At 57.7% G+C, this 25,479-nt stretch carries 32 protein-coding genes; 27 read left to right on the top strand and 5 right to left on the bottom strand.

Features of this window, described 5'->3' with window-relative positions; genetic code table 11:
* The first annotated feature begins 612 nt into the window (after positions 1-612).
* The 24 genes from rpsJ to map all read left to right on the top strand — a co-directional run bounded on the left by rpsJ (position 613) and on the right by map (position 15,568).
* Complete coding sequence (gene rpsJ, locus OHL14_RS09385) at positions 613-930, top strand: 30S ribosomal protein S10 (RefSeq protein ID WP_182275963.1); 318 nt, start codon at positions 613-615, stop codon at positions 928-930.
* A gap of 120 nt (positions 931-1,050) precedes the next feature.
* Complete coding sequence (rplC, locus tag OHL14_RS09380; protein WP_263379069.1) at positions 1,051-1,776, top strand: 50S ribosomal protein L3; 726 nt, start codon at positions 1,051-1,053, stop codon at positions 1,774-1,776.
* A 149-nt stretch (positions 1,777-1,925) separates the two neighbouring features.
* A complete protein-coding gene (gene rplD / locus OHL14_RS09375) occupies positions 1,926-2,594 on the top strand; it encodes a 50S ribosomal protein L4 (protein ID WP_263379068.1) in 669 nt (222 codons plus the stop codon).
* A 1-nt stretch (position 2,595) separates the two neighbouring features.
* Positions 2,596-2,889 (top strand): 50S ribosomal protein L23, encoded by a 294-nt coding sequence (locus OHL14_RS09370; protein ID WP_263379067.1) that lies wholly within the window; start codon positions 2,596-2,598, stop codon positions 2,887-2,889.
* A 133-nt stretch (positions 2,890-3,022) separates the two neighbouring features.
* Positions 3,023-3,853, top strand: a complete 831-nt coding sequence (rplB, locus tag OHL14_RS09365; protein ID WP_263379066.1) for a 50S ribosomal protein L2 — start codon at positions 3,023-3,025, stop codon at positions 3,851-3,853.
* A gap of 182 nt (positions 3,854-4,035) precedes the next feature.
* On the top strand, positions 4,036-4,320 hold the full coding sequence (rpsS, locus tag OHL14_RS09360) for a 30S ribosomal protein S19 (protein WP_263379065.1): 285 nt from the start codon (positions 4,036-4,038) through the stop codon (positions 4,318-4,320).
* A gap of 79 nt (positions 4,321-4,399) precedes the next feature.
* Positions 4,400-4,924 carry a 50S ribosomal protein L22 gene (gene rplV / locus OHL14_RS09355; protein ID WP_263379064.1) on the top strand — a complete coding sequence of 175 codons (525 nt, stop codon included), beginning with the start codon at positions 4,400-4,402 and terminating at the stop codon, positions 4,922-4,924.
* A 184-nt stretch (positions 4,925-5,108) separates the two neighbouring features.
* Entirely contained in the window at positions 5,109-5,780 is a 672-nt protein-coding gene (rpsC, locus tag OHL14_RS09350) for a 30S ribosomal protein S3 (protein WP_263379063.1), read from the top strand.
* A gap of 404 nt (positions 5,781-6,184) precedes the next feature.
* Positions 6,185-6,619 (top strand): 50S ribosomal protein L16, encoded by a 435-nt coding sequence (gene rplP / locus OHL14_RS09345; RefSeq protein ID WP_263379062.1) that lies wholly within the window; start codon positions 6,185-6,187, stop codon positions 6,617-6,619.
* A 199-nt stretch (positions 6,620-6,818) separates the two neighbouring features.
* On the top strand, positions 6,819-7,040 hold the full coding sequence (gene rpmC / locus OHL14_RS09340; RefSeq protein WP_263379061.1) for a 50S ribosomal protein L29: 222 nt from the start codon (positions 6,819-6,821) through the stop codon (positions 7,038-7,040).
* 2 nt (positions 7,041-7,042) lie between these two features.
* Positions 7,043-7,369 (top strand): 30S ribosomal protein S17, encoded by a 327-nt coding sequence (gene rpsQ / locus OHL14_RS09335; RefSeq protein ID WP_263379060.1) that lies wholly within the window; start codon positions 7,043-7,045, stop codon positions 7,367-7,369.
* A gap of 125 nt (positions 7,370-7,494) precedes the next feature.
* The gene (gene rplN / locus OHL14_RS09330) at positions 7,495-7,866 is read left to right on the top strand and encodes a 50S ribosomal protein L14 (RefSeq protein ID WP_263379059.1); all 372 of its coding nucleotides are present in this window, start codon (positions 7,495-7,497) and stop codon (positions 7,864-7,866) included.
* A 142-nt stretch (positions 7,867-8,008) separates the two neighbouring features.
* A complete protein-coding gene (gene rplX / locus OHL14_RS09325) occupies positions 8,009-8,341 on the top strand; it encodes a 50S ribosomal protein L24 (RefSeq protein WP_263379058.1) in 333 nt (110 codons plus the stop codon).
* Positions 8,342-8,486: 145 nt separating this feature from the next.
* Positions 8,487-9,035 carry a 50S ribosomal protein L5 gene (rplE, locus tag OHL14_RS09320; protein WP_263379057.1) on the top strand — a complete coding sequence of 183 codons (549 nt, stop codon included), beginning with the start codon at positions 8,487-8,489 and terminating at the stop codon, positions 9,033-9,035.
* 71 nt (positions 9,036-9,106) lie between these two features.
* Positions 9,107-9,292, top strand: coding sequence for a type Z 30S ribosomal protein S14 (locus tag OHL14_RS09315; protein ID WP_263379056.1), 186 nt, complete (start codon positions 9,107-9,109; stop codon positions 9,290-9,292).
* Between the two features lie 131 nt (positions 9,293-9,423).
* On the top strand, positions 9,424-9,822 hold the full coding sequence (gene rpsH / locus OHL14_RS09310; protein ID WP_263379084.1) for a 30S ribosomal protein S8: 399 nt from the start codon (positions 9,424-9,426) through the stop codon (positions 9,820-9,822).
* Between the two features lie 111 nt (positions 9,823-9,933).
* A complete protein-coding gene (gene rplF, locus OHL14_RS09305) occupies positions 9,934-10,473 on the top strand; it encodes a 50S ribosomal protein L6 (RefSeq protein ID WP_263379055.1) in 540 nt (179 codons plus the stop codon).
* Positions 10,474-10,589: 116 nt separating this feature from the next.
* Positions 10,590-10,955 carry a 50S ribosomal protein L18 gene (rplR, locus tag OHL14_RS09300; RefSeq protein WP_263379054.1) on the top strand — a complete coding sequence of 122 codons (366 nt, stop codon included), beginning with the start codon at positions 10,590-10,592 and terminating at the stop codon, positions 10,953-10,955.
* Positions 10,956-11,053: 98 nt separating this feature from the next.
* On the top strand, positions 11,054-11,560 hold the full coding sequence (gene rpsE / locus OHL14_RS09295) for a 30S ribosomal protein S5 (RefSeq protein WP_317890406.1): 507 nt from the start codon (positions 11,054-11,056) through the stop codon (positions 11,558-11,560).
* 81 nt (positions 11,561-11,641) lie between these two features.
* Entirely contained in the window at positions 11,642-11,827 is a 186-nt protein-coding gene (gene rpmD / locus OHL14_RS09290) for a 50S ribosomal protein L30 (RefSeq protein ID WP_396271175.1), read from the top strand.
* A gap of 127 nt (positions 11,828-11,954) precedes the next feature.
* Positions 11,955-12,434, top strand: a complete 480-nt coding sequence (gene rplO / locus OHL14_RS09285) for a 50S ribosomal protein L15 (RefSeq protein ID WP_263379053.1) — start codon at positions 11,955-11,957, stop codon at positions 12,432-12,434.
* A gap of 137 nt (positions 12,435-12,571) precedes the next feature.
* Positions 12,572-13,969: a preprotein translocase subunit SecY gene (gene secY / locus OHL14_RS09280; protein ID WP_263379052.1), complete on the top strand. Its 1,398-nt coding sequence runs from the start codon at positions 12,572-12,574 to the stop codon at positions 13,967-13,969.
* A gap of 92 nt (positions 13,970-14,061) precedes the next feature.
* On the top strand, positions 14,062-14,763 hold the full coding sequence (locus OHL14_RS09275) for an adenylate kinase (protein WP_263379051.1): 702 nt from the start codon (positions 14,062-14,064) through the stop codon (positions 14,761-14,763).
* 55 nt (positions 14,764-14,818) lie between these two features.
* Positions 14,819-15,568, top strand: a complete 750-nt coding sequence (map, locus tag OHL14_RS09270) for a type I methionyl aminopeptidase (RefSeq protein ID WP_263379050.1) — start codon at positions 14,819-14,821, stop codon at positions 15,566-15,568.
* Between the two features lie 132 nt (positions 15,569-15,700).
* Here the strand turns inward: map and OHL14_RS09265 are convergent, their stop codons facing one another.
* A complete protein-coding gene (locus OHL14_RS09265; protein ID WP_263379049.1) occupies positions 15,701-17,431 on the bottom strand; it encodes a GMC oxidoreductase in 1,731 nt (576 codons plus the stop codon).
* A 24-nt stretch (positions 17,432-17,455) separates the two neighbouring features.
* Here OHL14_RS09265 and chrA point away from each other — a divergent pair, with 24 nt between their 5' ends.
* Entirely contained in the window at positions 17,456-18,748 is a 1,293-nt protein-coding gene (chrA, locus tag OHL14_RS09260; RefSeq protein ID WP_317890405.1) for a chromate efflux transporter, read from the top strand.
* An 87-nt stretch (positions 18,749-18,835) separates the two neighbouring features.
* Here chrA and OHL14_RS09255 read toward each other — a convergent pair whose 3' ends face one another.
* Positions 18,836-19,804, bottom strand: a complete 969-nt coding sequence (locus tag OHL14_RS09255) for an aldo/keto reductase (RefSeq protein ID WP_263379047.1) — start codon at positions 19,802-19,804, stop codon at positions 18,836-18,838.
* Positions 19,805-19,943: 139 nt separating this feature from the next.
* Here OHL14_RS09255 and OHL14_RS09250 point away from each other — a divergent pair, with 139 nt between their 5' ends.
* Positions 19,944-21,344, top strand: a complete 1,401-nt coding sequence (locus OHL14_RS09250; RefSeq protein WP_263379046.1) for an NAD(P)/FAD-dependent oxidoreductase — start codon at positions 19,944-19,946, stop codon at positions 21,342-21,344.
* Between the two features lie 86 nt (positions 21,345-21,430).
* Here OHL14_RS09250 and OHL14_RS09245 read toward each other — a convergent pair whose 3' ends face one another.
* Together OHL14_RS09245 and OHL14_RS09240 are read right to left on the bottom strand one after the other, a co-directional pair.
* Positions 21,431-22,018, bottom strand: a complete 588-nt coding sequence (locus OHL14_RS09245; protein ID WP_263379045.1) for a hypothetical protein — start codon at positions 22,016-22,018, stop codon at positions 21,431-21,433.
* Between the two features lie 189 nt (positions 22,019-22,207).
* Entirely contained in the window at positions 22,208-23,143 is a 936-nt protein-coding gene (locus OHL14_RS09240) for a branched-chain amino acid transaminase (protein WP_263379044.1), read from the bottom strand.
* Positions 23,144-23,321: 178 nt separating this feature from the next.
* On the opposite strand from OHL14_RS09240, the gene OHL14_RS09235 reads away from it, so the two are divergent.
* Entirely contained in the window at positions 23,322-23,999 is a 678-nt protein-coding gene (locus OHL14_RS09235; RefSeq protein WP_263379043.1) for a MarC family protein, read from the top strand.
* 21 nt (positions 24,000-24,020) lie between these two features.
* Here OHL14_RS09235 and OHL14_RS09230 read toward each other — a convergent pair whose 3' ends face one another.
* Positions 24,021-24,563 (bottom strand): DUF4337 domain-containing protein, encoded by a 543-nt coding sequence (locus OHL14_RS09230; RefSeq protein WP_263379042.1) that lies wholly within the window; start codon positions 24,561-24,563, stop codon positions 24,021-24,023.
* Positions 24,564-25,479: the final 916 nt, after the last annotated feature.

Raw genomic sequence — 25,479 nt, 5'->3', positions numbered from 1 at the left:
GCTTTTTGTTCTCTATTTCCATTATAGCGAGTTGGAAGTAGTGAACATGCAAATATCTCTTGCGTGAAAACCAGCGTGGTTGTTGGGGATTTCGTAGCCACGCCGGTTTAGGGGCTTGACAGGAATTTGGGTGAGGCTCGGCAGCCTGTTCCGCGCTCATGCCGAGGGTCATGCTGTCGCCATGAACGGGGCACCCGGCAGGGCAAGCGACTGGGAGAGACGGGCGTCCTGCAGAGCCAATGCAGATTCCTTCGCTGCGCTACGGAATGACAAAAGGGAGAGAGCTAGGGAATGACAAAGGGCTCAACCGAGAATGACGAAGAAAGGACGCGCTGCGGAAATGGGACGATGGCCGAGGAGAACCAGCTTTCTTTGACTTCCCTAGCAGAAAAGCTTGTAATTTCTTCCACAGGTTGATAATCTAGTCCGGTTGGGATGAGTGCGCCTTGCGGTGCATCCCCGACAGGCTCAAGCTGAAAAGCGGGCAATCTGGAACCCACGTAGCAATACACGTTCCCCGACACAAAGAGGGGCCCTGGCCGGTGTAGATGTTCATCGCCAGTGCATCACTCCTAACCGATCTTTGCTTTAAGGTCAGAAAGCAGTACACCCATGGCGCAACAGCGCATTCGTATCCGCCTGAAGGCATATGACTACCGCGTCCTCGATACGTCCACCGGCGAGATCGTTGAGACCGCGAAGCGTACGGGAGCACAGGTCGCAGGACCAATTCCACTTCCGACGATCAAGAACAAGTATTGCGTGCTGCGCTCGCCCCACGTCGACAAGAAGTCGCGCGAGGCTTTTGAGATCCGCACGCACAAGCGCCTTATCGACATTCTCGAGCCGACGCAGCAGACCGTGGACGCGCTGATGAAGCTCGATCTGCCGGCTGGTGTGGACGTCGAGATCAAGACGGTCACCAAGTAACGGATTGTCGCCGATTCGAGTGAAGCAGGTTCTTCGCTCCGCTCAGGATGACAATGCAAAATGAATTTGTTTTACCTACAGTGCAGGCGCTCAACGCTCGCATGATGAGGAAAGGGAAGTATGTCAGTTGTAGGAATTCTCGGTAAGAAGATCGGCATGACCCAGGTATTCGACGATGCGGGTCTGGTTCATCCCGTAACGGTGCTGAAGGTCGGTCCGTGTGTGATCACGCAGCTCAAGACGATGCAGACGGACGGCTATGAAGCTGCCCAGATCGGTCTCGTTGAGTTCGTGAAGGCTTCGAAGGTAAACAAGGCCATGACCGGCCACTTCGCAAAGTCCGATGTTCCTCCGGTTCGCGAGATTCGCGAAGTGGAACTCGAGTACGTTGCTGAAGGCCAGGAAGCTGCCAAAGCTGGCGACCGCATCACCGTTGAGATCTTCAACGAGTCGCGTTTCGTTGATGTCATTGGCAACTCGAAGGGCCGCGGCTTCGCTGGCGTCATTCGTCGCCACGGCTTCGGCGGCGGACCCAAGTCTCACGGTCACATGTTCCAGGTGCAGGGTTCGATCGGCGCCTCGTCGTTTCCGTCGCGTGTTTTCCCGGGCCAGCGCATGCCGGGTCACATGGGAACGAACCAGGTGACGGTGCGCAACCTGCGTATCCGCGGCATCGACGCCGAGGACAACCTCCTCCTCGTTGAGGGTGCGGTTCCGGGCGCTCGTGATGGGTACGTTCTGGTTTCGAAGGCGAAGACTCCGCCGCGTGAGCGTCGTGGATTTGCCGGTGCAGCCACGAAGGATGCTCTCAAGGCTTCCAAGAAGGCTTCCGCTAAGAAGAAGTAGTCCTGTGCGGACGGCGGGACGCGGCTTCGCCGCAAAACGTCGTCCGCCAGATTTAGAGCAACAAGCTGCGCGCAGAACAGAGCGAGTTCCGCAGCCTAACAGCGTTAGGGCCTGTCGCACCGATGACAGGCACGGAAAGCGAAGTAACGATGGCAAACATCAATGTAGTGAACCTGGCAGGCAAGTCTGTCGGCTCTTTCGAGCTGGACGAGATCTTTGCAGCCGAGGTCAACGAGGCCCTGCTTTGGGAGGCGGTGAAGCACTACCGTGCTTCGCTTCGCCAGGGTACGGCAGCGACCAAGAACCGCAAGGCGGTAAGCGGCGCGGGTAAGAAGCTCTGGAAGCAGAAGGGCACGGGCCGTGCTCGTGTCGGTTCGATCCGTACGCCTCTCTGGCGTGGCGGCGGTACGGTCCACGGACCTCAGCCGCGCAGCTACGAGTACCAGTTCCCGAAGAAGAAGCTGATGGGCGCTCTGCGTTCGGCGATCGCTTCTAAGATCAACGACGGCCTGTTGGTCATCGTCGACAACTTTGAGGTTGCCGAGATCAAGACCAAGGCGATCCGCACGGCGTTGAACACGCTGGACGCGAAGAAGACAGCTCTGCTGGTGGAGACGTCGCAGGAGCTGAACGAGAAGCTGTACCTGGGTTCGCGTAACCTGGACGGCGTTGAGCTCGTTCTCTCGTCCGAGGTTCACCCGTACGATCTTCTCCGCTATGAGCACGCGATCTTCTCGAAGGCTGCGTTTGCGACTCTGCAGGAGACGCTGAAGAAGAACACCGCAAAGCGCAAGCATGCGGAGAAGGAGGCTGCATAACATGCCTACCGTATATAACGTCATTCGTCGCCCCCTGATTACCGAGAAGGCCCTGACCACCCGTGAGGTAGAAGGTTCGCTCGTGTTCGAGGTTGCGGCCAACGCAAGCAAGACCGAGATCAAGCAGGCTGTGGAGCACCTCTTCAACGTGAAGGTCGGATCGATCCGCACCGCGAGCGTTGTGGGTAAGGAACGCCGCCGCGGCAAGTTTTCCGGCTACCTCCCTGACTGGAAGAAGGCGTATGTGCGCCTGAAGGCCGGTGAGAAGGTTCCTGATTTCGCAGCAGAGATTTAGTTGTGCGTTGTCAGTTCTCAGTTCTCAGTAGATGCTCCGGCGCTCTGATAACTGAGACTGACAACCGAAAACCAAGCACCACGTATCGCGCTGACAAAGAAATTGAAGTACAAGCGCGGCAAAGGATTAAGCAATGCCAATCAAATCATTCCGACCGATTACGCCGACACTCCGCTTCCAGACGAAGCTGGTGAACGACGACATCACGACAGACAAGCCGTACAAGCCCCTTTTGACGGTCAAGCCCCGCACGGGCGGCCGTAACAACATGGGTAAGCTGGTGATCCGTCACCAGGGTGGCGGCCACAAGCAGAAGCTTCGTTTGATCGACTTCAAGCGCGAGAAGTTCGGCATCCCCGGCACCGTAGCGACCATTGAGTACGATCCGAACCGCAGCTCGCGCATCGCTCTGATCAACTATGCTGACGGCGAGAAGCGTTACATCATCCAGCCGGTTGGCCTGAAGGTTGGCCAGTCGATCATGAGCGGCCCTGAGGCCGACATCCTGGTCGGCAATGCGCTGCCGCTGAAGAACATCCCGACCGGTACGATCGTGCACAACATCGAGCTGCGTCCTGGTAAGGGCGCGCAGATGGCACGCTCGGCTGGCGCACAGGTAAACCTGATCGCGAAGGAAGGCGACTACGCTCTCCTGAAGCTGCCCTCCGGCGAGACCCGCAAGGTGCTCGTAGAGTGCATGGCGACGATCGGCCAGGTAGGTAACACTGACCACGAGAACGTCACGATCGGTAAGGCCGGCCGCAACCGTTGGAAGGGCATCCGTCCTGCCAACCGTGGTGTGTCGATGAACCCGGTCGATCACCCGCACGGTGGTGGTGAAGGTAAGACCTCAGGCGGACGTCACCCAGTGACGCCGTGGGGTCAGCCGACGCGTGGATACAAGACGCGTAACAACAAGCGCACGGATGTGTTCATCGTGCAGCGTCGCAATAAAGGTAAGTAGCGGAGGGTAAGGAGTGAGGAGTAGAAGATACTCTCCACTCCTTGACTTTGCTTTAATCAGCGTCCGGGAGAGCGTTCGTCGAGAGACGGATGGCATAAGGACAAAACCAAGTCGCAGCCCTCTTCCTGCGATTCGTTGTATCGAGTACCCGCGGTGCGAGCCGCGCATGGAGTTTCAAAGATATGTCACGCTCAACGAAGAAGGGCCCGTTCATCGACGCCCACCTTATGGTCAAGATCGATGCGATGAATGCGGCAAACGACAAGAAGGTGCTGCGCACCTGGTCGCGCCGCTCGACGATCCATCCCGACATGGTCGGCCACACGATCGCCGTGCACAACGGCCGCAAGTTCATTCCGGTGTACTGCACGGAAAACATGGTCGGCCACAAGCTGGGCGAGTTCTCAGCAACGCGCACATTCAAGGGCCACACTGCTAAGGGTGGCGATTCGGCGAAGGCCAAGTAAAGAAAGACCGTAAGGTTTTTCCGCTTTTCAAATTTATAGCTACGAAGAGCTTTTCGTTTGAGCTTTGAAGGACATCGCAATGCATAAGAAGATCGAACCCAAAATTCCTGAGTTCCGCGCCGAGGCCAAATTCCAGCGGACCAGCCCTCAGAAGGCCAAGCTGGTGCTTGACCTGATCAAGGGCCTGCGCGTGGAAGCGGCCATCAACACCGTAGCCTTCACCAACAAGCGCATCGCGCCGGTTGTGGAGAAGGTCCTGCGCTCGGCCATCCAGAACGCCGTCTACCTTTCGAGCGAAAAAGGGCTCGATGTGGACGTCGACAACCTTTACGTGAAGACTGCCGTGGCCAATGAAGGCCCGCGCATGAAGCGCATCCGCCCTGCTCCCATGGGTCGCGCGTTCCGTTACCAGCGTCGCATCGCGCACATCATCATCACGGTGGCAGAGAAGAAGTCTGCAGCTGAGATGGAGGCCCTGAACGCCCCCGTGGCAGCAGAGCCGGTGGCGAAGAAGTCGCCTGCGAAGAAGGCTGCCAAGAAGGCTCCGGCGAAGAAAGCCGCTGCCAAGAAGGCACCTGCGAAGAAGGCTGCAGCCGCGAAGTAGTTGTGAGTTCTCAGTTCTCCGTTCTCAGTGGTAAGCACTTCGATGTCTGCCACTGACAACTCTGAGCTGACAACTTTGAAGAAGTATTGGTGAGTGAGCCGGTCGGGTTTCGACTGGGCCGGCCACAAAATCCGTGTAGTCCACCACCCGGCTCAACCGGAGATGGTGAGAAAAGAAGGAAATTATGGGACAGAAAGTCCATCCTTATGGATTCCGTCTAGGGGTCAACAAGCCCTGGAAGTCGCGCTGGTTCGTAGAGCGCGGCTATGACAAGCTCCTCATCGAAGACGTCAAGCTGAAGGCTGAGCTTCGCGAGAAGCTGAAGGCCGCCGGTGTTTCGTCCGTTGAGGTCGAGCGTCCTGGTAACAAGCTGCGTTTGATCATCCGCACAGCACGTCCGGGCATCATCATCGGCCGCAAGGGCGCCGAGATCGACAAGCTCAAGGCCGACATCCAGAAGCGCACCAGCCGCGAGGTGTTCATCGACATCCTCGAGGTGAACAAGCCGGAGCTCGACGCTCAGCTCGTTTCGGAGAACATCGCTCTGCAGCTCGAGAAGCGTGTTTCGTTCCGTCGCGCGATGCGTAAGAGCGTGGATTCGGCTCTGCGTTTCGGTTGCAAGGGCATCAAGGTCCGAGTTTCGGGCCGTCTGAACGGCAATGAAATCGCTCGCTCCGAGTGGTACCTGCAGGGTCGCCTGCCGCTGCACACGCTGCGCGCGGACATCGACTACGGCTTCTCCGAGGCGCACACGACGTACGGCATCATCGGCGTCAAGACCTGGGTGTACCGTGGCGATATCTACGAGCAGAAGAAGCGCAAGCCCGCTGAGACCGTCACTTCGGGTGCGTTCTAAGAGCAGGAAATAGGGAGCAGGGAACAGGGAGTAGCAATGCTCCGGTTTCCTGCTCCAAGTTCGTCCAAAAAGATCTGGAGAAATCCACATCTTTTTGGTACACTTGATGAGTTTGGCCCTGAGTCTGTCAGGCGACTGGCAGAGACCTCGGTCGAGTTTTAGATGTGCCGGATGTTGAGGCCATCTTTCGTTCAGCGCTGGTCTCGTTCTATCGGACTAATGCGGCAAGCTCCAAGGGTCACATTCTGTATTCACGAGTCGCCCCAGTCATTCGTTTTGGCGCGTTCTCTTCGCTGGATCAGGCACACGTACGCGCCTTGATCTCCGGGTAGCTCCTGATGGGGCGATCTGGCAAAACCCCTCGGTGTTCGATGTACCGGGGATAACCTAAAAGGATTTGAACAATGCTTCTTCCCAAGAAAGTTAAGTACCGCAAACAGCAGCGCGGCCGCATGTGCGGCAAGGCGTGGCGCGGTTCCGACATCTCGTTCGGCGATTACGGCCTCAAGGTCATGGAGTGCGGTTACATCACCGACCGCCAGATCGAAGCGTCACGTATCGCGATGACCCGCTTCATCAAGCGTGGTGGCAAGGTTTGGCTTCGCCTGTTCCCGGACAAGCCAATCACGAAGAAGCCTGCCGAAACCCGTATGGGTAAGGGTAAGGGAGCTCCGGATCACTGGGTTGCTGTTGTTCGCCCCGGCAAGATCCTGTTCGAGATGGAAGGCGTTCCGGTCGAGATCGCGAAGGAAGCGATGCGTCTGGCTTCGCACAAGCTTGGTCTCAAGACCACGTTTGTTGTGCGTCCGGGCTTCGTTGCTCCGGTTGCTGCCAAGTAAAGATTAGTGGCGGAGCGGGGAAGCAGATTCTTCGCTCCGCTCAGAATGACAAAGCAAGAAGCAAATGCAGATTCCTCCGCTTTGCTGCGGAATGACAAAAACGAGAAGCAGATTCCCTTCGGGAATGACAAAGATGCTTCTTGATGGAAAGTAAGAAAAACATTGCAATGCCGTTCAGGCGGTAAGAAAGAAGTTACTCATGGAACTCGACAAGATCCGTAGTTTGAGCGACGAGGAGTTGAAGGCAGAAGAGGCGAAGGCTGGCGAACAGCTCTTCCGCATTCGTTTCGCCAAGAGCCTCGGCAAGCAGGAGGGCATCGGCAAGATCAAGACCCTCAAGCTGGACATCGCCCGCATCAAGACCATCGCCAAGGAGCGCAAGCTCGCGACCGCACCCGCAACCACGAAGGCAGGGAAATAATTATGGCTACCACTGTTACCACCCCCGCCGCAGAGCAGGCAGCATCGCGCCGCACCGAGAAGGTCGGTCTGGTCGTTTCGACAAAGATGGACAAGACGATCGTGGTTGAGATTGAGATGCGCAAGGCCCACCCGAAGTACAAGCGCGTGCTGAAGTCGAACAAGAAGTTCTACGCGCACGACGAGCAGAACTCGGCCCGCCTGGGTGACATGGTCCGCATCCGCGAGACCCGTCCGCTGTCGAAGCTGAAGCGCTGGAACCTCGAAGAGATCATCCGCCGTTCGTCGCTGTCCGCTCTCGCTGAAGAGAAGCCGGTCGCTGCCAAGTAGTTTGGTCCTCGCCTGTCCCAAATGCAGATCCTTCCCTCTCGGCTTCGCTCGAGGTCAGGATGACAATGCAAAAGGTCAGGATGACAATGTTTGAGTTTTAGAAGTTAGCTGCAAGGAGAATCATCATGGCAGTTCAAATGCGCACCATGCTTGCCGTCGCCGATAACTCGGGCGCCCGCAAGCTCCAGGTGATCAATCCGATCGGTGGCGGCCTTGGCAAGAAGGCTGGTCTGGGTGACATCGTCACCGCAGCGGTCAAGGAAGCTTCGCCCGATGGAACGGTTAAGAAGGGCAAAGTCGTAAAGGCGGTCATCGTCCGCACGCACAAGGAGTATCGCCGCAAGGACGGTACCTACATCCGCTTCGACGAGAACGCGGCTGTTGTGATCAACGATGCGAACGAGCCGGTTGGCACGCGTGTTTTTGGGCCCGTTGCCCGCGAGCTGCGCGACAAGAAGTTTCTGAAGATCGTGTCGCTCGCTCCCGAAGTTATCTAGAAGCGAGTGGTAGGTGGTAAGTGAAGAGTCGCAAGCAAAGCCTTCACTTACCACTCGCCACTTATCACTTATCACTCGTAACTTAGCGGATTCCGGCTCCGCGCTCCTAAGTGAGCATGATCGCCGAGGAAGGAAGAGCATCATGGCAAAGATCAAGCGTAACGACCAGGTCATCGTCATCGCCGGTAAGGACAAGGGCAAGACGGGCCGCGTTCTGCGCATCATCGTCGACAAGAACCGCGTTCTCGTCGAGGGTGTGGGCATGATCAAGAAGCACAAGAAGGCTGACCCGCAGCGCAACATCCAGGGCGGCATTCTTGAGCAGGAAGCTCCGATCCACATCTCGAACGTGATGTTAGTGGACTCCGAAGGGAAGAAGACGCGCGTTGGCTTCAAGGTCGAGGGTGACACCAAGACCCGCATCGCTCGCTCGAACGGCGGCACGATCGCTGAGACGAAGTCGGAAAAGAAGTAGCTAGTACGTTCTCAGTTTCGAGTTCTCAGTTGTCAGTGAGAGCGAATCGGGACTGGGAGCTGAGAATGGAGAACTGACAACTCCGAATTGAGCACCCCACGAAACGGTATTCACTCCGGAACCGTGGAGAAGAGAGAAGAACATCATGGCAGCACGTTTGAAAGAGAAGTACGCGAGCGAGATAAAGGCCGCCGTTCAGAAAGACCTCGGTCTTGCGAACATCATGGCAGTGCCGAAGCTCGAGAAGATTGTGATCAACATGGGTCTGGGTGAAGCGACGCAGAACGTGAAGATCATGGACCCACTGCTCGCCGACCTCGGCGCGATTGCCGGCCAGAAGCCGGTCATCACCAAGGCGAAGAAGTCCATCGCGGCCTTCAAGCTGCGTGAGGGCATGCCCATCGGCGCGATGGTTACGCTGCGCGGCGACACGATGTACGAGTTCCTCGATCGCCTGATTTCGGTGGCCCTGCCCCGTGTGCGTGACTTCCGTGGCGTCAGCTCGAAGAGCTTCGACGGTCGCGGCAACTACACGCTTGGTCTGCGCGACCAGCTGATCTTCCCGGAGATTGACTACGCGAAGGTCGACAAGACCAAGGGCATGAACGTCACCATCGTGACGTCGGCTCTGGATGACAACGGCGCACGCACGCTGCTCAAGCACTTCGGCATGCCGTTCCGCCAGGGCGCGTAAGTTTACACAGGGGTGAAAGCAGGTCCTTCGCTCCGCTCAGGATGACAAGGTTTAGAGGTTAGGAAAACAATATGGCAACCACTGCAAAGCGCGTCAAAGACGCAAAGAAGCCGAAGTTCAAGTCCCGCCAGCACAACCGCTGCCAGCTCTGCGGCCGCCCTCGCGCGTTCCTGCGCAAGTTCGGTTGCTGCCGTCTGTGCTTCCGCGGCCTTGCGCTCAAGGGCGAGATTCCGGGCGTCGTCAAGTCCAGCTGGTAAGCACGGCTTACCAGCAACAACGCGACGTTCGTTGATCGCGTGTATCTAAGATCACCGGTGCCACGGCACCACAGCCATTCCTGCTGGTTCTCTCGCCTGTGCGAGAGCGAACGGGGGATGAAAGGAAAATGATGAATCTGACAGACCCAGTTGCAGACTTTCTGACGCGTATCCGCAACGCACACCGTGCTCACCACCAGAAGCTCGACGTCCCGACCTCGAAGCTGAAGGTTGAGATCGCCCGCATCCTGAAGGAAGAGGGCTACATTGCGAACTACAAGCCCGTGGAAGAAGAGAGCCAGAAGCTGCTGCGCGTGTATCTGAAGTACGGCCCGAACAACGAGGCTGTGATCCGCGACCTGAAGCGCATTTCGAAGCCCGGCTGCCGTGTGTACATCGGCAAGGACGAGATCAAGCGCGTGCAGGGTGGACTCGGCATCTCGATCATGACCACCCCCAAGGGTGTGATGACCGGTCGCCAGGCTCGCCGCGAAGGCGTTGGCGGAGAGATTCTCGCCGAAGTCTGGTAAGCAAAAGGAATTAGGGAACAGGGAGCTGGGAATAAAACTCTCTCCCTCCCAACAGGCTGCAGTGGAACGAAGGTTGACTTCGGGACTCGCAAGCCACCAAAGGATTGAACAATGTCACGTATTGGCAAGAAGCCCATCACGATTCCCAAGGGTGTGAAGTACACGGTACACACGAACATCGTTACGGTTGAAGGACCCAAGGGCAAGGTTGACGCTCTGATCCCGGCCGGCATTACGATGTCCGAGAAGGACGGTGTCCTCACCATCGAGCGACCGGACGACAAGCACGCAGCTGTGCATGGTCTGGCCCGCGCTCTCGTCTTCAACGCAGTTGAAGGTGTGACGAATGGCTGGAAGAAGGAACTGGACGTCGTCGGTATCGGTTACCGCGTGGAGATGAAGGGCAAGGACATGGTTGTGTTCACGCTCGGCTACTCTCACCCGATCGAGTTCCCGCTGCCCACCGGCATCACGGTCGAGATCGACCCGAAGCAGACGCACGTCACGGTCTCCGGTATCGACCGCCAGAAGGTCGGCCAGGTTGCTGCGGATATGCGCTCGCTGCGTAAGCCGGACCCGTACAAGAACAAGGGTGTACGTTACTCCGACGAGAAGCTGAAGAAGAAGGTCGGAAAGACCGGCGCCAAGTAAACATCAGGGAATAGGGAGCAGGGAATAGGGAAGTACATCCTTTCCCGCTCCCTGCCTCCACTCACAGAACCGAACGTCGTTGAAGGTCAGCGACGCTACTAGGAAGGAAAGAAATCATGATCACGATTCCCAAGCGCAATGCCATCCGCCAGCGCGTCCACGACCGCATCCGCGCCAAGATCTCCGGCTCGGCCGAGCGTCCCCGCCTCAACGTTTACCGTTCACTGAACCACATCTACACGCAGCTGATCGACGATGCGAACGGCGTCACGATCGCTTCGGCTTCGACCGTTGCCAAGAAGGGCAACGAGGCGAAGGTCGGCGGCAACATTGAAGCAGCCAAGGCTGTCGGTAAGCTGATTGCCGAGCGTGGCAAGGAAAAGGGAGTGACCAAGGTCGTATTCGATCGTGGTGGCTACCTGTATCACGGCCGCATCAAGGCTCTGGCCGATGCAGCTCGCGAAGCTGGCCTCGAGTTCTAAGTACAGCAGCAGATTCCCTCCGGGAATGACAAAAAGTGGTGGCATGACTACCACGCCTCCGGACCGGTGTGCCGGGGAGAAAATAAAGAGGAAACACAATGGCTATGAAGAAGAAGATCGACGCGAACCGCCTGAACCTCAAGGATGAGGTTGTAAGCATCAACCGCGTAACGAAGGTCGTCAAGGGCGGTAAGAACATGTCATTCGCGGCACTCGTCATCGTTGGCGATCCGGCGGAAGGCGTGGTTGGTTACGGCTCCGGTAAGGCGAAGGAAGTGCCACAGGCGATCCGTAAGGCGATCGAAGCGGCAAAGAAGAATCTGCTGAAGGTCAACCTGACCGACTACACGATTCCTCACGTGGTGCTGGGTCACTTCGGCGCTGGTGAAGTTCTGCTGAAGCCGGCACCTGAAGGTACCGGTGTGATTGCGGGTAAGACGGTTCGCGCCGTGATGACCGCTGTCGGTGTACCGAATGTGCTGACCAAGAGCCTCGGCTCTGCGAATCCGCACAACGTGATCAAGGCGACGTTCGATGCGCTCTCGCAGCTGCGCGATCGTGCCGAGGTTGCTGCTCTTCGTGGCAAGTCGGTCGACGAGCTGTAAGAGGCATCGATTAGGGAATAGGGATCAGGGAACAGGTAATCGTCTTTCCCTGAACCAACCAAAGTTTTGGAGAAGAACACAATGGCAAGCGAAAAGAAGATGAAGCTGCAGTACTTCCGCTCCATGATTTGCACGCCCGTCAAGCACAAGCTCGTTATCAAGGGCCTGGGCTTCACGCGCATGAATCAGATCGTTGAGCGCGAAGACACTCCGTCGATCCGTGGCATGGTTGCGAAGGTTCCGCACCTCGTTCGCGTCGTAGAGTAATAAGACGTTCTCAGATGTCCGTTCTCAGTTGTCAGTGAGGATGAAAGGATGCTGAGGACTTGGAACGGAGAACTGACAACTCCGCAACATGCGAGTCGACGATGACGTCGGCGTTAGCGAGGAAATCATGGCACTTAATCTAAGCAATCTGAAGGCGCCGAAGAAGGCGAATGAGAACAAGAAGCGCGTAGGCCGCGGTATGGGCTCGGGTATGGGTAAGACCTCGACCCGTGGTCACAAGGGCCAGGGCTCGCGTTCGGGCTCCAGCCTGATGCGCGGTTTCGAAGGCGGCCAGATGCCCCTTCACCGCCGTATGCCGAAGCGCGGCTTTACGAACATCTTCCGCGTGGAGTACGCCGTGCTTGGCCTGGACACGATCGCTGAGCTGGTCTCCACAGGCGGCGAGTCGGAGCTGACGCTCGACGTGCTGAAGGCGAAGGGCGTTGTGAAGAAGCGCAACGGGCTGGTCAAGGTTCTCGCGAACGGCGAGCTGAAGACCGCGGTTACGGTTCACGCGCACAAGTTCTCGAAGGCTGCACAGAAGGCCATTGAGGATGCAGGCGGCAAGGCCATCCTCATCGGCGCCGAAGCAACACCCGCAGCGTAACGAATCACAGGCCGGGGCGATGCCTCGGCCTGATCTCTCTTACGTGCAGATAACGGCTCGGACGAGTAGAATTACTCGAAACACACCAACAGAGCCGTCGCAGACGCGACCTCTCCTATTGAAGGCCTGACACATCGATGCTCGAGAAATTCCTCAACATCTTCCGCATTAAGGACCTGCGCACCCGGATCGGCTTTACGCTCGGTCTGCTCGCGGTCTATCGCCTTGGCGCACACATTCCGACGCCGGGCATCGACGCCGCAAGGCTCGCAGAACTGTTCAGCGGCGCTGCTGGCTCCGCACTTGGCTTGCTCGACCTGTTCAACGGCGGCAACCTGCGCAAGTTTACGGTGTTCGCGCTGGGTATCATGCCGTACATCACGGCGTCGATCATCTTCCAGCTGCTGACGGTGATCTACGAGCCGTTGGCAAAGCTGCAGAAGGAAGGCGAGCTTGGCCGCCGCAAGATCACGCAGTGGACGCGCTATGTTACGGTTCTGCTTGCGATCATCCAGAGCTTCTTCATCGGCCTCACACTGACGAGCCAGCAAGTTACGACCATGAACAAGTGGTCGTTTATCCCGCTGTGCGTCATCACGCTGACCTGCGGTACAGCTTTCATCATGTGGCTGGGTGAGCAGATCACCGAGCGCGGTGTTGGCAACGGCATGAGCCTCTTGATCTTCACCGGCATCGTGGTCGGTATCCCCAGCGGTATTGCTCAGCTGTACCAGAAGATGCAGAGCGGCGCGTGGGGCGGACTGACGCCGATCGTGATCATCGTGCTGCTGGCATTGATGGTGGCAGTCGTTGCGTTCATCGTTTACGTGGAGCGCTCGGAGCGCCGCATCCCGATTCAATCGGCAAAGCGCATGGTTGGACGCCGCGCAGTCGAAGGTTCCAGCTCGTTCCTGCCGCTGAAGGTGAACTCCGGTGGCGTGATGCCGGTCATCTTCGCTGCGTCCATCCTTTCGGCACCGATGCTGCTGCAGCAATTGACGCTGTTCGGTCAGCCGCTGCGCGACAACAAGTACCTCGAGCCGATCTTCCGCAATTTGGCTCCGGCGGAGCCTGGCTATGAGCTGCTGTACATGGCCGCGATCATCTTCTTCGCGTACTTCTACATCTCGATCATCTTCCGTCCCGACGACATCGCGGACAACATGCGCAAGTACGGCAGCTTTATCCCGGGCATCCGTCCTGGTAAGCGCACGTCGGACTTCATCAACGACGTGTTAACGCGTATCACGCTGGTTGGCGCGCTGTACCTGATCATCATTTCGCTGATCCCCCAGCTCATCACGAGCGGTATCCACTTGAACCACTTGCCGCTGATCGGCTCGTTCTTCGATCGCATGCCTTCCTGGGTGACCAACGGTCTGGGCTTCACGTTCTACTTCGGCGGCACGTCGCTGCTGATCGTGGTGGGCGTGGCGATGGATACTGTACAGCAGGTTGAAGCGCAGCTGATCATGCGTCACTACGACGGCTTTACGCCGAAGTCGGGCCGCATCAAGGGCCGTCGCAGCTGGTAAAGAACAGACAGTGAGCAAGTAGTGAAGACAGTAAAGCGGCATGGTGCTAGTTCCGGCCATGCCGTTTTCAATGAACGATGGATGATGAGATTATGAGCAAACCACTTCCCAACGCAAGCGATTTTCTCCCCGGCCCAGTGCTGCTGCTTGGTGCGCCCGGTGTGGGTAAGGGCACGCAGGCGAAGCACCTTGTGGACGAATTCGGGATTCCGCAGATCTCCACGGGCGATCTGCTGCGCGAGAACCGCAAGAACCACACACCGCTCGGCATGATGGCGGAAGAGCTGATGTCGAAGGGGCTGTTCGTGCCTGACGACCTGGTGAACCAGATGGTGGCGGGCCGCCTGAAGGAGCCGGATACGCAGCATGGGTACATCCTCGACGGATTTCCTCGCACGCTAATCCAGGCGGAATGGCTCGACAGCCAACTGGTGGCGTATCTACTGCCGGTGGTGGCCGTGAACATAGTTGTGCCGATCGAGGTGCTGAAGCAGCGCATCACGGGGCGGCGCATTTCGCCTGCGGGCAGGATCTACAACATCTATACGAATCCTCCGAAGGTCGAGGGTGTGTGCGATGTGGATGGCTCGAAGCTTGAGCAGCGGTCCGACGATACGGAAGAGGTCTTTCATGAGCGTATGAAGGCGTTCGAGCAGAAGACGTCGGCTGTGATCGAGTACTACCGCACGCATGGCAATCGGTTTGCAGAGGTCAATGGCGATCAGGAGATCGATCTTGTGACCAAGGACATTCGGGCGACGCTGCTGAAGCTGCGTCATCATCCCGAAGCGTAGGTTGAATCTCGAGTAGTCTCGAAGTTATCTAAACCCTGTTTGGTTATTTTTCTATATGTCGATTCAGATTAAGACCAGCGCCGAGATTGAGAAGATGCGGACCTCCGGCATCGCTCTGCGCAAAGTTCACGATGCGGTGAAGGCGGCTGTACGCATTGGCGCGACCACGATGGACCTCGAGCGGGCTGCGGAAGCGAAGGTGGAAGAGCTCGGCGCGAAGGCTGCGTTCAAGGGTTATCACGGCTATCCGGCGGTGCTGTGCACTTCGATCAACGAAGAGGTGGTGCATGGCATCCCTACTGATAAGCGCATCCTGAAAGAGGGCGATGTGGTTTCGGTGGATTGCGGCGTGATCATCGATGGCTACTACTCGGACTGTGCGGTGACGTATCCAGTGGGCAAGATTTCGCCTGCGGTGGAGAAGCTGCTAAAGGTGACTGAAGCTTCGCTGTATGCGGGCATAGACAAGGCTGTCGTGGGTGGACGGCTGTTTGATATTTCCTATGCGGTGCAGCAGGTGTGTGAGGCTGAGGGTTTCGGCGTGGTGCGCGACTTTGTCGGCCACGGTATTGGTAAGGCCATGCATGAAGATCCGCAGGTGCCGAACTTCGGTGTGCCGGGCAAGGGCCCTCGCCTAAAGGCCGGGATGGTGCTGGCGATCGAGCCGATGATCAATCTCGGTACGGCCGAGGTGAAGGTGCTGAAGGATGGCTGGACGGCGATCACGACTGACGGCAGTGTCAGCGCTCACTTCGAGCACACCGTGGCCATCACGAAGGACGGGCCACGGATTTTGACGCTATAGCAAGCGGTCGAAGTCCAGTGGGGTAAAAGCCTCTGCCCCCTCCGGGGCTGAAGCCCATAGTTCTAATAGTTTCTTAGGTACAGGCTGAAGCCCGTACTCTTCAAGGCGGACTGTGCATCAATGATGTCCAGGCTATTTGAGACGTTCTGCAAGAAGGTGATCGCCAACGCGGATAGCGTTGGCGATGATCGTTAACGATGGATTCACTGCAGAGGCTGAAGGAAAGATGGAGGCGTCGACGACGTAGAGATTGTCGAGGTCATGGGCCTTGCAGTGGGCGTCGAGAACGCTGGTGGCGGGGTCGTGGCCCATGCGGCAGGTGCCGTTTTGGTGGCCGACACCTTCGAGAGGGATGCGCTTTTTGAAGTAGGCGGTCATCGGCATGTGCATGTCCGCGTGGCCGGCTTCTTTGAGGACAGAGACCCAGCGATCTTTCAGACGCAGGAAGCTTTCGACGTTGTTTGGCGTGTACGAGAGCTTGATGCGTGCGGGTGGGGCGATCGCTACGGCTGTGCTGCTGTTGAAGATGCCCGTATCGCTTGCGCCGTGGGCGCCGGAAACGCCGGGCTGCTGCGAGATGTCGGAGGGGATGGCTTCGCCGGGGGTGGCGTTCGTCAGCGTCACGCGGTTTTCGGGGTCCGGAAGGTCTTCGGTGGTAAGCCACCATGGCACGGCGCGGTGCTTCATGGCGTCGAGCACAAAGCCGGGTGTGAGAGGCGGGGCGTCGCCCTTCATCATCTCGTGATGAAAGGAGCCAACAGGCTGCACCTGGCCAAGAGGGAAGGGATAAGCGGGATCGGTGTCCTTGAGATAAAAGTCGTTGGTGCCCCAGGTTTTGGTGTAGCTGTCGGTATTGGTGTTGGTGCTGATGGCGAGCAGAGCGTCGGCCTGGTGATACATGAAGTTGCGGCCGACCTGATCGGAGGAGTTGTTGGCGAGGCCGCGTGGGTGCTTATCGTTGGCGGATTGCAGGAGGACGACGGCGGAGTTGACGGCGCCAGCGCAGAGAGCGAAGATGCCTGCGGAGTAGCGAGCCGTTGCGTTCGAATCTGCGTGGAGAACTTCGACCTCAGTGACGGCGGTGCCGGTTGCATTGGTTAGCAGGCGCAGCACGCGGGTGCTTGTCATGAGTGTGACGTTGGGCAGCGACATGATCTCGCGAATGCAGTTGATGTCGGAGTCGGATTTCGCGTGGAGCAGACAGGGGTAGCCGTCGCAGGTGTCACAACGAGCGCACTTACTGGCAACGGGATTCGCTGCATCGCGCTTTAAGCCGAGCGGAATGGGAAAGGTGTTGACGCCGAGCTTGCGTACGGCATCTTCGATGCTCTGCATGCGCGGCTCGTTCTCGAAGGCCGCGAAGGGGTAGGGCTTTGAATGGAAGGGCTCGGTGGGATCGAAGGAGGAGCCGTGACCGCCGGGCACGGAGGGAGCGGTGCCGAGGTCACCGTGGACATGGAAGAGCTCTTCCGCCTGGGTGTAGTAGGGTTCGAGGTCAGCGTAGGAGATGGGCCACGCGGGGGAGATGCCGCCCTTGTGCTGGATGACGCCGAAGTCCTCCGCGCGCATGCGGAACATGGCTGCGCCGTAGACCTTGGTCTGGCCGCCGACGTAGTAGGCCTGCTGTGGGTGCAGAGGCTTGCCATCCTTGTCCTGCCACGTTTCTTTGGTGTGATAGCGGTTGTCGAGGAAGACGGCAGAGGTCGACCAGTTCAACTTCTCCTGCGGGAGAAAGGAGCCGCGCTCAAGGATGAGAATCTGTTTACCTGCGAGAGCGAGGTGGCGGGCAAGGGTGCCACCGCCTGCTCCGGTACCGATGATGATCGCGTCGTAGGTGGTGGACATAGGGTGTGTGATGCGCACGGCGACCAGCTCTTTGCATCAAGGATGATTTCGAGAAGTTTTTCTTTCACTTTGTACTTCCTCAGTCGAGGGTTTCTATGGCTTCGCTATAGTGATTCCGTGACCCCTGTGAAAGAGATGGAAACTCGTCGGAACCTATCCCTATGGAAAGTGTTCATTGTCTTTTTGCGCCTGGGCTGTACTTCTTTTGGCGGGCCGGTTGCGCACATCGGCTATTTTCGGCGGGAGTTTGTGGAGCGCAGGAGATGGTGCAGTGAAGGCCAGTATGGGGAGCTGTTGGCAATCGCGCATTCCTTACCGGGGCCGAGCAGCAGCCAAGTAGGATTCGGGATCGGGTTGTTACAGGCAGGCTGGGCAGGCGGGATAGCAGCGTGGCTGGGCTTCACGCTGCCGTCGGCTGTCTTGATGATTGCATTCGCTTTTGGACACGAGCTCTGGGATGGGCCGAAGGCGCTGCTTGTGTTTCACGGACTGCAACTGGTCGCCGTGGCTGTTGTGGCGCAGGCCGTGGTGCAGATGCAACGAACGCTTGCGTCGGGTATCACGCGTGTCTCGATGGCGCTGGCGAGCACTGCTTTCGTGCTCTTCGTGCCATGGCCAGTGGCGAGTCTAGTCGTGATTGTCATTACCGCTGTTTTGGGAATGCTCCTCTTTCAGAATCGGTCTTCGGGAGCGACAGACGATTTTGCGCTGGAGTTTCCGCGGGGAATAGGAATTGGCGCGGCTATCAGCTTTTTTATCCTGCTGATAGCCAGCTTCGTGCTGGCAACGTCCTCGTACTTTCCACTGGCGATAGTTGCTGCGTTTTATCGCAGCGGAGCCCTCGTGTTTGGAGGAGGGCATGTTGTGCTGCCTTTGCTGGAGAGCTCCCTTGTGGCGCGTGGCTGGGTCTCGCAACAGGCGTTTCTTGCCGGATATGGAGCTGCCCAGGCGGTGCCCGGGCCCTTGTTCACGTTTGCGGCGTATTTGGGAGCAGTGACAGGCGCGGGGCAAGCAGGAGGCGTGCTTCGGGTGCTGTATGCGCTGGCGAGCCTGATTGCGCTATTTCTTCCGGGTCTACTTGCAATGACCGCAGTGATTCCGTTCTGGAGCAAGGTGCGCGGCAACGTTCGCTTGCGCGGAGCCTTGCTGGGAGTGGGCGCGGGGGTGGTGGGGATTCTTGCGGCTGCTCTGGTAGATCCGCTTATCAGGACTACCGTCCACTCGGTCGCCGATGGCGTTATCACTCTGGCGGCATTCGTATTGCTGTTTCTGCAACGAGTTCGACCGTGGATGATCGTTGCGGGCGTCGTTCTAATCGTGTTGCTTGTACGCTAGTGCCATCTGACGAAACGTGCTGTTGCGGAGGTTGGTGGCGCATGGCACCTATTGCGAAGCCATGCGCCGACCTGGCTCGTGGTGCGGTTAGGGTTTAGCGGTGAGGAAATCGCCGACCTCTGCGTATTCAGCGTCGCTCAAGCGGAAGGTCAGTGCGGGCAGAACGCCTTCGACCTGCTTGGCGTTGCGACCGCCGACGATGGCTGCGGTGATGGCGGGCTGATGCAGCGTCCATGCGATGGCGACGACACCGGGCTCGACGTTGTGGCGCTTGCCGATGGTGCGCAGGAGCTCGACCAGCTCCAGGTTGCGCGAGAGCAGCGGCTCCTTGAACTGCTTGGTGTTGCGGCGGAAGTCGTCAGCGGGCATCTTCGCGATGCGCTCTGCGGTCATGGCTCCGGTGAGCAGGCCGGACTGCATAGGCGAATAGTTGATGACGCCGATGCCGTGCTTCGCGCAGAAGGGCAGGATCTCCGGTTCAATCGAACGGTTGATCATGGAGTACGGCGGTTGCAGCGAGGTGATCGGTGCGATCTTCAGAGCGCGTTCCATCTGCGACACGCTGAAGTTGGAGACGCCGATCCAGCGGACCTTGCCTTCGCGCTGCAGGTCTGCCATGGTGGTCCAGCCCTCTTCGACTTCGTCGTCAGGGACGGGCCAGTGGATCTGGTAGAGGTCGATGGTTTCGACCTGGAGGCGGCGGAGGCTCTGCTCGACCTCTTCGCGAATCTTCTTCATGGTCTGGACGATCTGGCGATCTTCGCCCCAGGTCATGGAGGACTTGGTGAAGACGTAGGGCTTGTGGCTGGAAGACTTCAACGCTTTGCCGACGACTTCTTCCGAGTGTCCGAGGCCGTAGACCGCGGCGGTGTCGATCCAGTTGATGCCTGCATCGAGCGAGCGGTGGATGGCTGCGATGGAGTCAGAGTCTTCCTGCGGTCCCCAGGCGTACTGCCAGTCGCCGCCGCCAATGGCCCAGGCGCCGAAGCCGATGGAGGTGAGTTGCATATCCGAGTTACCGAGTTTTTTGGTCGTGCCGATGGATGGTGTCGTCATAATCACTTGAGATGCATCGTAATGCAGCAACGAGCATTTTTCTAAGAAGTGTTTCGCAGTCCGCGGGAGATCGGGGCGCATCTAGATACATGAGACAGTTTATGGAGTGGGAGAGAATCCCAGAGGAGCAGGGAGAACGATGGCCTCAGCGATTGCAGAACGACTTAGCGGGAAGCGGCCACGGCCGCGGGTGATCATCATCGGTGCGGGGTTTGCGGGGCTTGGCGCGGCGAAGCGACTCGGCAAACTTGAGGTGGATGTCACGCTGCTGGACCGCAAGAACCACCACACGTTCCAGCCGCTGCTGTACCAGGTAGCGCTTGCTGTGCTCTCTCCCGGCGATATCGCGCAGCCGATTCGCAGTGTGGTGCGGAACTACACGAATACCGAAGTGGTGATGGACGAGGTACTGGGCATCGATACGACGACGCGCCGTGTGCAATTGAAGAGCGGCGTGGAGATGGTGTACGACTACCTGATTCTAGCTACAGGATCGACGCACAGTTACTTTGGCAAACCGGAGTGGGCAAAGATTGCTCCCGGCCTGAAGACGATTGAAGATGCGACGGAGATTCGCCGGCGCGTGCTGCTGGCGTTCGAGCTGGCGGAACGGCAGATGCTGGAGACAGGGTCGCATCCACCGCTGCAGTTTGTGGTGATTGGCGGCGGACCTACGGGCGTCGAGCTGGCTGGCGCGATTTCGGATATTGCGCGGCTTTATATGACGAGGGATTTCCGGCACATCGATACAAAGACGGCGGAGGTGCTGATTCTCGAGGGCTCGCCGAATGTGCTGGCCGCGTATCCGCAGGATCTGCGCGAGAGTGCGGTGCGGCAGCTGAATGATCTGCGGGTGAAGGTGCGCACGGGCGCGCATGTGACGGATGTTCAACCGGGTTATGTCATGGTTGGGGAGGAGCGCATCGAGAGCTGCTGCACGTTGTGGGCGGCGGGTGTGCAGGCTTCTCCGCTGGGCAAGCTGCTGGCGCAGACGCAAGGTGTCGAACTGGATCGTCGCGGTTGCGTGATCGTCAACGACCACTTGAATCCAAAGAACCTTCCCGAGGTGTTTGTATGCGGAGATCTTGCGCACTTTGAGCAGGACGGCAAGCAGGTTCCGGGAGTGGCCCAGCCCGCGATGCAGATGGGTGATTATGCGGGACGGCGTATCGGGCTGCTAGTGGAAGATTCGGACAAAGCGGCGCGGATGAAGCCGTTCCGCTACTTCGATAAAGGCGATATGGCGACGATTGGGCGTAAGGCTGCAATTGCTCGCGTGTCGTGGCCGTTCAAGGCGAATCTGTCGGGGTTCATTGCATGGATGATGTGGATGTTCGTCCACATCTACTTCCTGATTGGCTTCCGCAATCGCCTATCGGTGTTTCGCAGCTGGGCGTTTACATACATCAAGCTGCAGGACGGTGTACGGCTGATCGTAGGTTCGCAGGACCTGCCGGGCTGGGAGACGCTGGCGGCGACGTCCCCTGCGCCAGACGTTGAAACCAACGTGATGGCGGCTGCGGACGGCGTGAAGGCTTAGATGTTTCGCGAAAATAGCTGTGACGAGAAAAGAGAAAGCCCCGAGGCGGATGCCCTGGGGCTTTGCTTTCTTGCGATGTTGAGGTTTTAGTGGATCTTGAAGACGAAGCCAGCGCTAAAGTTCAAGGCCTTGGCTGCGGGGATGTTGGTGGTTCCGCCGTAGTTGTCGCTGCTGATGGTCTGCACGGAGCCATAGCCGACCTCGGCCACGCGCCAGTCGACGAACTTGCCAAGCGATTTATCGATGCCGCCGGTGATCGCGTACTCGAGACGGGTGATATGGGCGGGGTTTTCAGCGGAGTGTGTGCGGCCCGCGCCAACGGACAGCTGAACGTAGGGCTTCAGCGTGTACTTTACGGGCTTGAACGCTACGCGAGGACCGACGAGAAAGCTGTTGAGGCCGGCGGTGTTGCCGTGCTGGATGGCGTCGCGGATGTCCACACCGACGTCGAAGCCAGAAAAGTGCTCAAACATGTAGTAGCCGCCAATATCCACGCCACCAAAGACGGCGGACTTGCTGTTGTTGCCGAGGAAGGCGAAGGAACCGGTGTCGGCGACGCTGTTGCTCAAGCGGCTGATGTACGGGTTGAGATAGATTCCCGTCGACTGGGCGTGGGCAGCGATGGTGGTCATGACAGCGAGGGCGAACGTCGGAACAAGATACCGCAGCTTCATTAAAAACAATCCTCAGGGGTGTGGCGTACTTCGTTAGACGAAACAGAAGGCGCGAAGTGAACGCTCCTCTAAGTCTAGTGCCTCATCCGGGTGAGCGGAGAGACTTCGGGGCTGAAATTGAAGATTCGGGTAAAAGAAAACGGCGGCAACCGTTCAGGCTGCCGCCGCTGCTTGTATTTTCGTCGCGATTTAGACGCCTACCGGCTCCTGAACCTTGACGGGGGTAAGCCAGTTGAAGCGATCAGCGGTCTTTCCGTTGACGATGTCGAAGAACGCCTTATGCAGCGCGGTGGTGATCGGTCCCATGGTGCCGTCGCCAACCATGATGCGATCGACCGAGCGCAGATGGGTGACCTCAGCCGCGGTGCCGGTAAAGAAGGCTTCGTCGCAGATGTAGAGCATCTCGCGGGGAAGCGCCTGCTCCACAACGGGGATGCCGAGCTCGCGTGCGAGCTTGAGGATCGAGTCGCGCGTGATGCCGTTGAGCACGGAGTTCGCGAGCGGCGAGGTATAGAGGGTACCGCCGCGCACGAGGAAGAGGTTTTCGCCCGAGCCTTCCGAGAGGTAGCCATTTACGTCGAGTGCGATGCCTTCGGAGTAGCCATTGACGTCGGCTTCCATGCGAATCAGCTGCGAGTTCATGTAGTTTGCGCCAGCCTTCGCAAGCGAGGGCATGGTGTTCGGCGCTAGGCGGTTCCAGCTGGAGATGCAGACGTCCGCACCTTCATTGCCGGGAACATACTTGCCCCACGGGAAGTTTGCGACGTAGACCTCGACAGGAGACTTGGTCGGATTGACGCCGATCTCGCCGTAGCCGCGGAAGGCGATGGGGCGGATGTAGCAGGGCGTTACACCGTTGGCCTCGATGACATCGGTTACGGCCTTGTTCAGCTGCTCGACCGTGTACGGTAGCGGCATGCGGTAGATCTTGGCGGAGTGGATAAGGCGCTGCATGTGCTCGGGAAGGCGGAAGACACCGGCGCCTTCACCCTGCTGATAACAGCGGATGCCTTCAAATACCGATGAGCCGTAGTGAATAACGTGACTCATCACATGGATATTGGCTTGTTCCCACGGAATCAAACTTCCGTTGTGCCAGATATTCTTCGTTGCCTCGATAGGCATGGGAAGCACTCCTTCAAGCGGGCCAGGGTGGACGGTACAGGCCGCGCCTCTCTTGTTGGAAATTATAGCGTCGGGATGAGGTTGCTGGTTCCGTAATTGCACGGATTCAAGTGCGCCGAGAGCAGGAATGACGCGGTGTTCAACGAATCGATGAAGGCCATGAAAGAATCAAACCAAGATGTTCGGCCCCAACTCAGCCACGGTCTTTGAGCATTCAGCGTATGTGCGGTTCTCCCTGCTTGCGCTCAGCTCAATCTTTTTTCTCGTCGATCCGTTCGCAGCGCTGCCAACTTTCCTTGGCGTGACTGCTGGCTATGACGATGCTCGGCGTGTTCGTACGGCGCGCAAGGCCTCGCTGACAGCGTTCATTATTCTTACGATCTTTGCGTTTGCAGGGCAGCTGATCTTCAGGCTGTTCGGTATCACGCTGCCTGCGTTTGAGATTGCCGGTGGCATCATTCTGCTGCTGATCGGGCTCGACATGCTGGAGGCCAAGCGTTCGCCTACGCAGGAGACGAATCCGGAGACGGAGGCGGCTTCGATGAAGGATGATGTGGGTATCGTGCCGATGGGTATACCCATGCTTGCTGGTCCCGGTTCAATCGCGACAGTGATGGTGCTGGTGGGTCAGGCGCAGACGCACTGGCAGATGGTGGCGATTGTGGGGGCGATCGCGATTACAGCGGCGATCTGCTTTCTTGTGCTGGGAAGCGCGACGCGTGTGGCTTCGCTGCTGGGGGAGACGGGTATCCGCATCCTTGTGCGCATTATGGGACTGTTGCTGGTGGCGCTGGCGGTGCAGTACTTTGTGAATGGGCTGCAAGACCTTGGCGTGATCGATAAGCTTGCTGGCTGAGTTGAGCTTTCAATTAGGCTGCTACTTGATCAATAACGCTGAGGCAGACCAGAGAAGTCCAAGGATTCCGAGGGTCAGTCCGAATAGGTAGTAGGACTTCGATCTTGTCAGGAGCGTAATCGAGGCAAGAACGACGGCTATCTGTAGAAGGGCTTCTCCCAAGTCATAGCGCGAAGCGCGCCGTTCTGCTAATTGAACCTCTGATTCCAGGTCTTTTGCTTTCTCCTGCTCGGTTTCCAGATCGCTGTCCCACTTTGCGAGGTGAGCGCGATACTCTGCAAGCTTCTTTTGGGTGTCTTCGTCCTTTGCGCTGGGCTGTAGAGCGAGGAGATCGGCTGTGAGAGCGGTCTGCTGTTGTCGAATCTTCTTGGCCTGGTACTGATTCCACTGATCTGCTGCGCGTTCCTGCAGCAAAATGGCCTCAGTGTGGGTGCGATGACCCACCACAGTGACCATCGCAACTAAAACAGCAAGAATACTTATGGCCAGGGAGACGTGTTTCATGGCGTGCTCGCCACCCTTTTCCATCTCTTCCATAAACTCTTTGATCTCAGTCGGTTCCATGCGGGGATTCTAGTCTTTACTCGTTGAGAGTGTCATTCACAGGGCTGTGATGCAGACTATCGCAGGGCAGTTTTCCTCATTTTCCTTCGACTTCCACAGATCCGCCGTTTGCGTGCCACTACATCCTTTGTTACATTTGGGAAGTCGCAAGTGACCGCGACGGTTGTAGAGAGCATGTAGCGACTTGCCGAGAACGGCTTCCCTGATGTAATCTCAATGAGTACCAAGTTATTCAAAATACAGCAGGTTGCCAGAAACGGCTCCCTAATGTACTCTGAATAAGAAGTAAAGCAGCTCAGTGAAAGCGATTTGCCAAGTGCAAGAAGCTGATGTAAGCTGGGTGAGTAGCAAATGTTCTGAAACGCAGCGACTTGCCAAGTATGGCTTCCTGAGTTACACTGAACAAGCAGTCAAGTTCGGCACGACAGTGGTTTGCCAAGCGCAACAATCTGATGTAAGCTGAACATGTAGTAAAGCTTCGCGCTCGAGTGGTCGGTATGACATGATGACAGCAAGTCGGAGCGCAGTCCAAGCGTTTGACCGCGGTAGTAAGAGCTTTTAGGTGTTGTAGGCCTAAGCCGTCCGCCCCAAACCCAAGCCACTGCAAGTCGCAAGTAAGGTAGCTCCACCGCCTCATTTGCTTTATGAAGCTTAGTGCTTCACGACTCAACATTGAGTCGGACGATGTTTTGATATTTTGCGCTGTTGAGCTGTCAAGCTCTTGAGACTTTGGAGATCGAGCTAAGCTCAAACAAAGCCTGAAAGAAAAGAGTTGACAAGCGAAGCGAACTTCGATACTCTTAGAAAGTTCGCGCAAAACACTGCAGCGAGTTAGTCGAAGCGGTCCAGAGTAGTAAACGGATCCCACCGCGACTCCCCAGTACAACACAGCGCATCAAGTTCGAGGACACAAAGT

It is taken from the genome of Granulicella paludicola, assembly GCF_025685545.1.
Taxonomy (GTDB): domain Bacteria; phylum Acidobacteriota; class Terriglobia; order Terriglobales; family Acidobacteriaceae; genus Granulicella; species Granulicella paludicola.
Note: the sequence above shows the minus strand (reverse complement) of the source record. Positions and strands in the feature narration are given on the sequence as shown.

Coding starts and splice junctions, on each gene's coding strand:
- rpsJ (WP_182275963.1), top strand. CDS start 613: ATGGCGCAACAGCGCATTCGTATCCGCCTGAAGGCATATGACTACCGC.
- rplC (WP_263379069.1), top strand. CDS start 1,051: ATGTCAGTTGTAGGAATTCTCGGTAAGAAGATCGGCATGACCCAGGTA.
- rplD (WP_263379068.1), top strand. CDS start 1,926: ATGGCAAACATCAATGTAGTGAACCTGGCAGGCAAGTCTGTCGGCTCT.
- OHL14_RS09370 (WP_263379067.1), top strand. CDS start 2,596: ATGCCTACCGTATATAACGTCATTCGTCGCCCCCTGATTACCGAGAAG.
- rplB (WP_263379066.1), top strand. CDS start 3,023: ATGCCAATCAAATCATTCCGACCGATTACGCCGACACTCCGCTTCCAG.
- rpsS (WP_263379065.1), top strand. CDS start 4,036: ATGTCACGCTCAACGAAGAAGGGCCCGTTCATCGACGCCCACCTTATG.
- rplV (WP_263379064.1), top strand. CDS start 4,400: ATGCATAAGAAGATCGAACCCAAAATTCCTGAGTTCCGCGCCGAGGCC.
- rpsC (WP_263379063.1), top strand. CDS start 5,109: ATGGGACAGAAAGTCCATCCTTATGGATTCCGTCTAGGGGTCAACAAG.
- rplP (WP_263379062.1), top strand. CDS start 6,185: ATGCTTCTTCCCAAGAAAGTTAAGTACCGCAAACAGCAGCGCGGCCGC.
- rpmC (WP_263379061.1), top strand. CDS start 6,819: ATGGAACTCGACAAGATCCGTAGTTTGAGCGACGAGGAGTTGAAGGCA.
- rpsQ (WP_263379060.1), top strand. CDS start 7,043: ATGGCTACCACTGTTACCACCCCCGCCGCAGAGCAGGCAGCATCGCGC.
- rplN (WP_263379059.1), top strand. CDS start 7,495: ATGGCAGTTCAAATGCGCACCATGCTTGCCGTCGCCGATAACTCGGGC.
- rplX (WP_263379058.1), top strand. CDS start 8,009: ATGGCAAAGATCAAGCGTAACGACCAGGTCATCGTCATCGCCGGTAAG.
- rplE (WP_263379057.1), top strand. CDS start 8,487: ATGGCAGCACGTTTGAAAGAGAAGTACGCGAGCGAGATAAAGGCCGCC.
- OHL14_RS09315 (WP_263379056.1), top strand. CDS start 9,107: ATGGCAACCACTGCAAAGCGCGTCAAAGACGCAAAGAAGCCGAAGTTC.
- rpsH (WP_263379084.1), top strand. CDS start 9,424: ATGAATCTGACAGACCCAGTTGCAGACTTTCTGACGCGTATCCGCAAC.
- rplF (WP_263379055.1), top strand. CDS start 9,934: ATGTCACGTATTGGCAAGAAGCCCATCACGATTCCCAAGGGTGTGAAG.
- rplR (WP_263379054.1), top strand. CDS start 10,590: ATGATCACGATTCCCAAGCGCAATGCCATCCGCCAGCGCGTCCACGAC.
- rpsE (WP_317890406.1), top strand. CDS start 11,054: ATGGCTATGAAGAAGAAGATCGACGCGAACCGCCTGAACCTCAAGGAT.
- rpmD (WP_396271175.1), top strand. CDS start 11,642: ATGGCAAGCGAAAAGAAGATGAAGCTGCAGTACTTCCGCTCCATGATT.
- rplO (WP_263379053.1), top strand. CDS start 11,955: ATGGCACTTAATCTAAGCAATCTGAAGGCGCCGAAGAAGGCGAATGAG.
- secY (WP_263379052.1), top strand. CDS start 12,572: ATGCTCGAGAAATTCCTCAACATCTTCCGCATTAAGGACCTGCGCACC.
- OHL14_RS09275 (WP_263379051.1), top strand. CDS start 14,062: ATGAGCAAACCACTTCCCAACGCAAGCGATTTTCTCCCCGGCCCAGTG.
- map (WP_263379050.1), top strand. CDS start 14,819: ATGTCGATTCAGATTAAGACCAGCGCCGAGATTGAGAAGATGCGGACC.
- chrA (WP_317890405.1), top strand. CDS start 17,456: ATGATTTCGAGAAGTTTTTCTTTCACTTTGTACTTCCTCAGTCGAGGG.
- OHL14_RS09255 (WP_263379047.1), bottom strand. CDS start 19,804: ATGACGACACCATCCATCGGCACGACCAAAAAACTCGGTAACTCGGAT.
- OHL14_RS09250 (WP_263379046.1), top strand. CDS start 19,944: ATGGCCTCAGCGATTGCAGAACGACTTAGCGGGAAGCGGCCACGGCCG.
- OHL14_RS09245 (WP_263379045.1), bottom strand. CDS start 22,018: ATGAAGCTGCGGTATCTTGTTCCGACGTTCGCCCTCGCTGTCATGACC.
- OHL14_RS09240 (WP_263379044.1), bottom strand. CDS start 23,143: ATGCCTATCGAGGCAACGAAGAATATCTGGCACAACGGAAGTTTGATT.
- OHL14_RS09235 (WP_263379043.1), top strand. CDS start 23,322: ATGTTCGGCCCCAACTCAGCCACGGTCTTTGAGCATTCAGCGTATGTG.
- OHL14_RS09230 (WP_263379042.1), bottom strand. CDS start 24,563: ATGGAACCGACTGAGATCAAAGAGTTTATGGAAGAGATGGAAAAGGGT.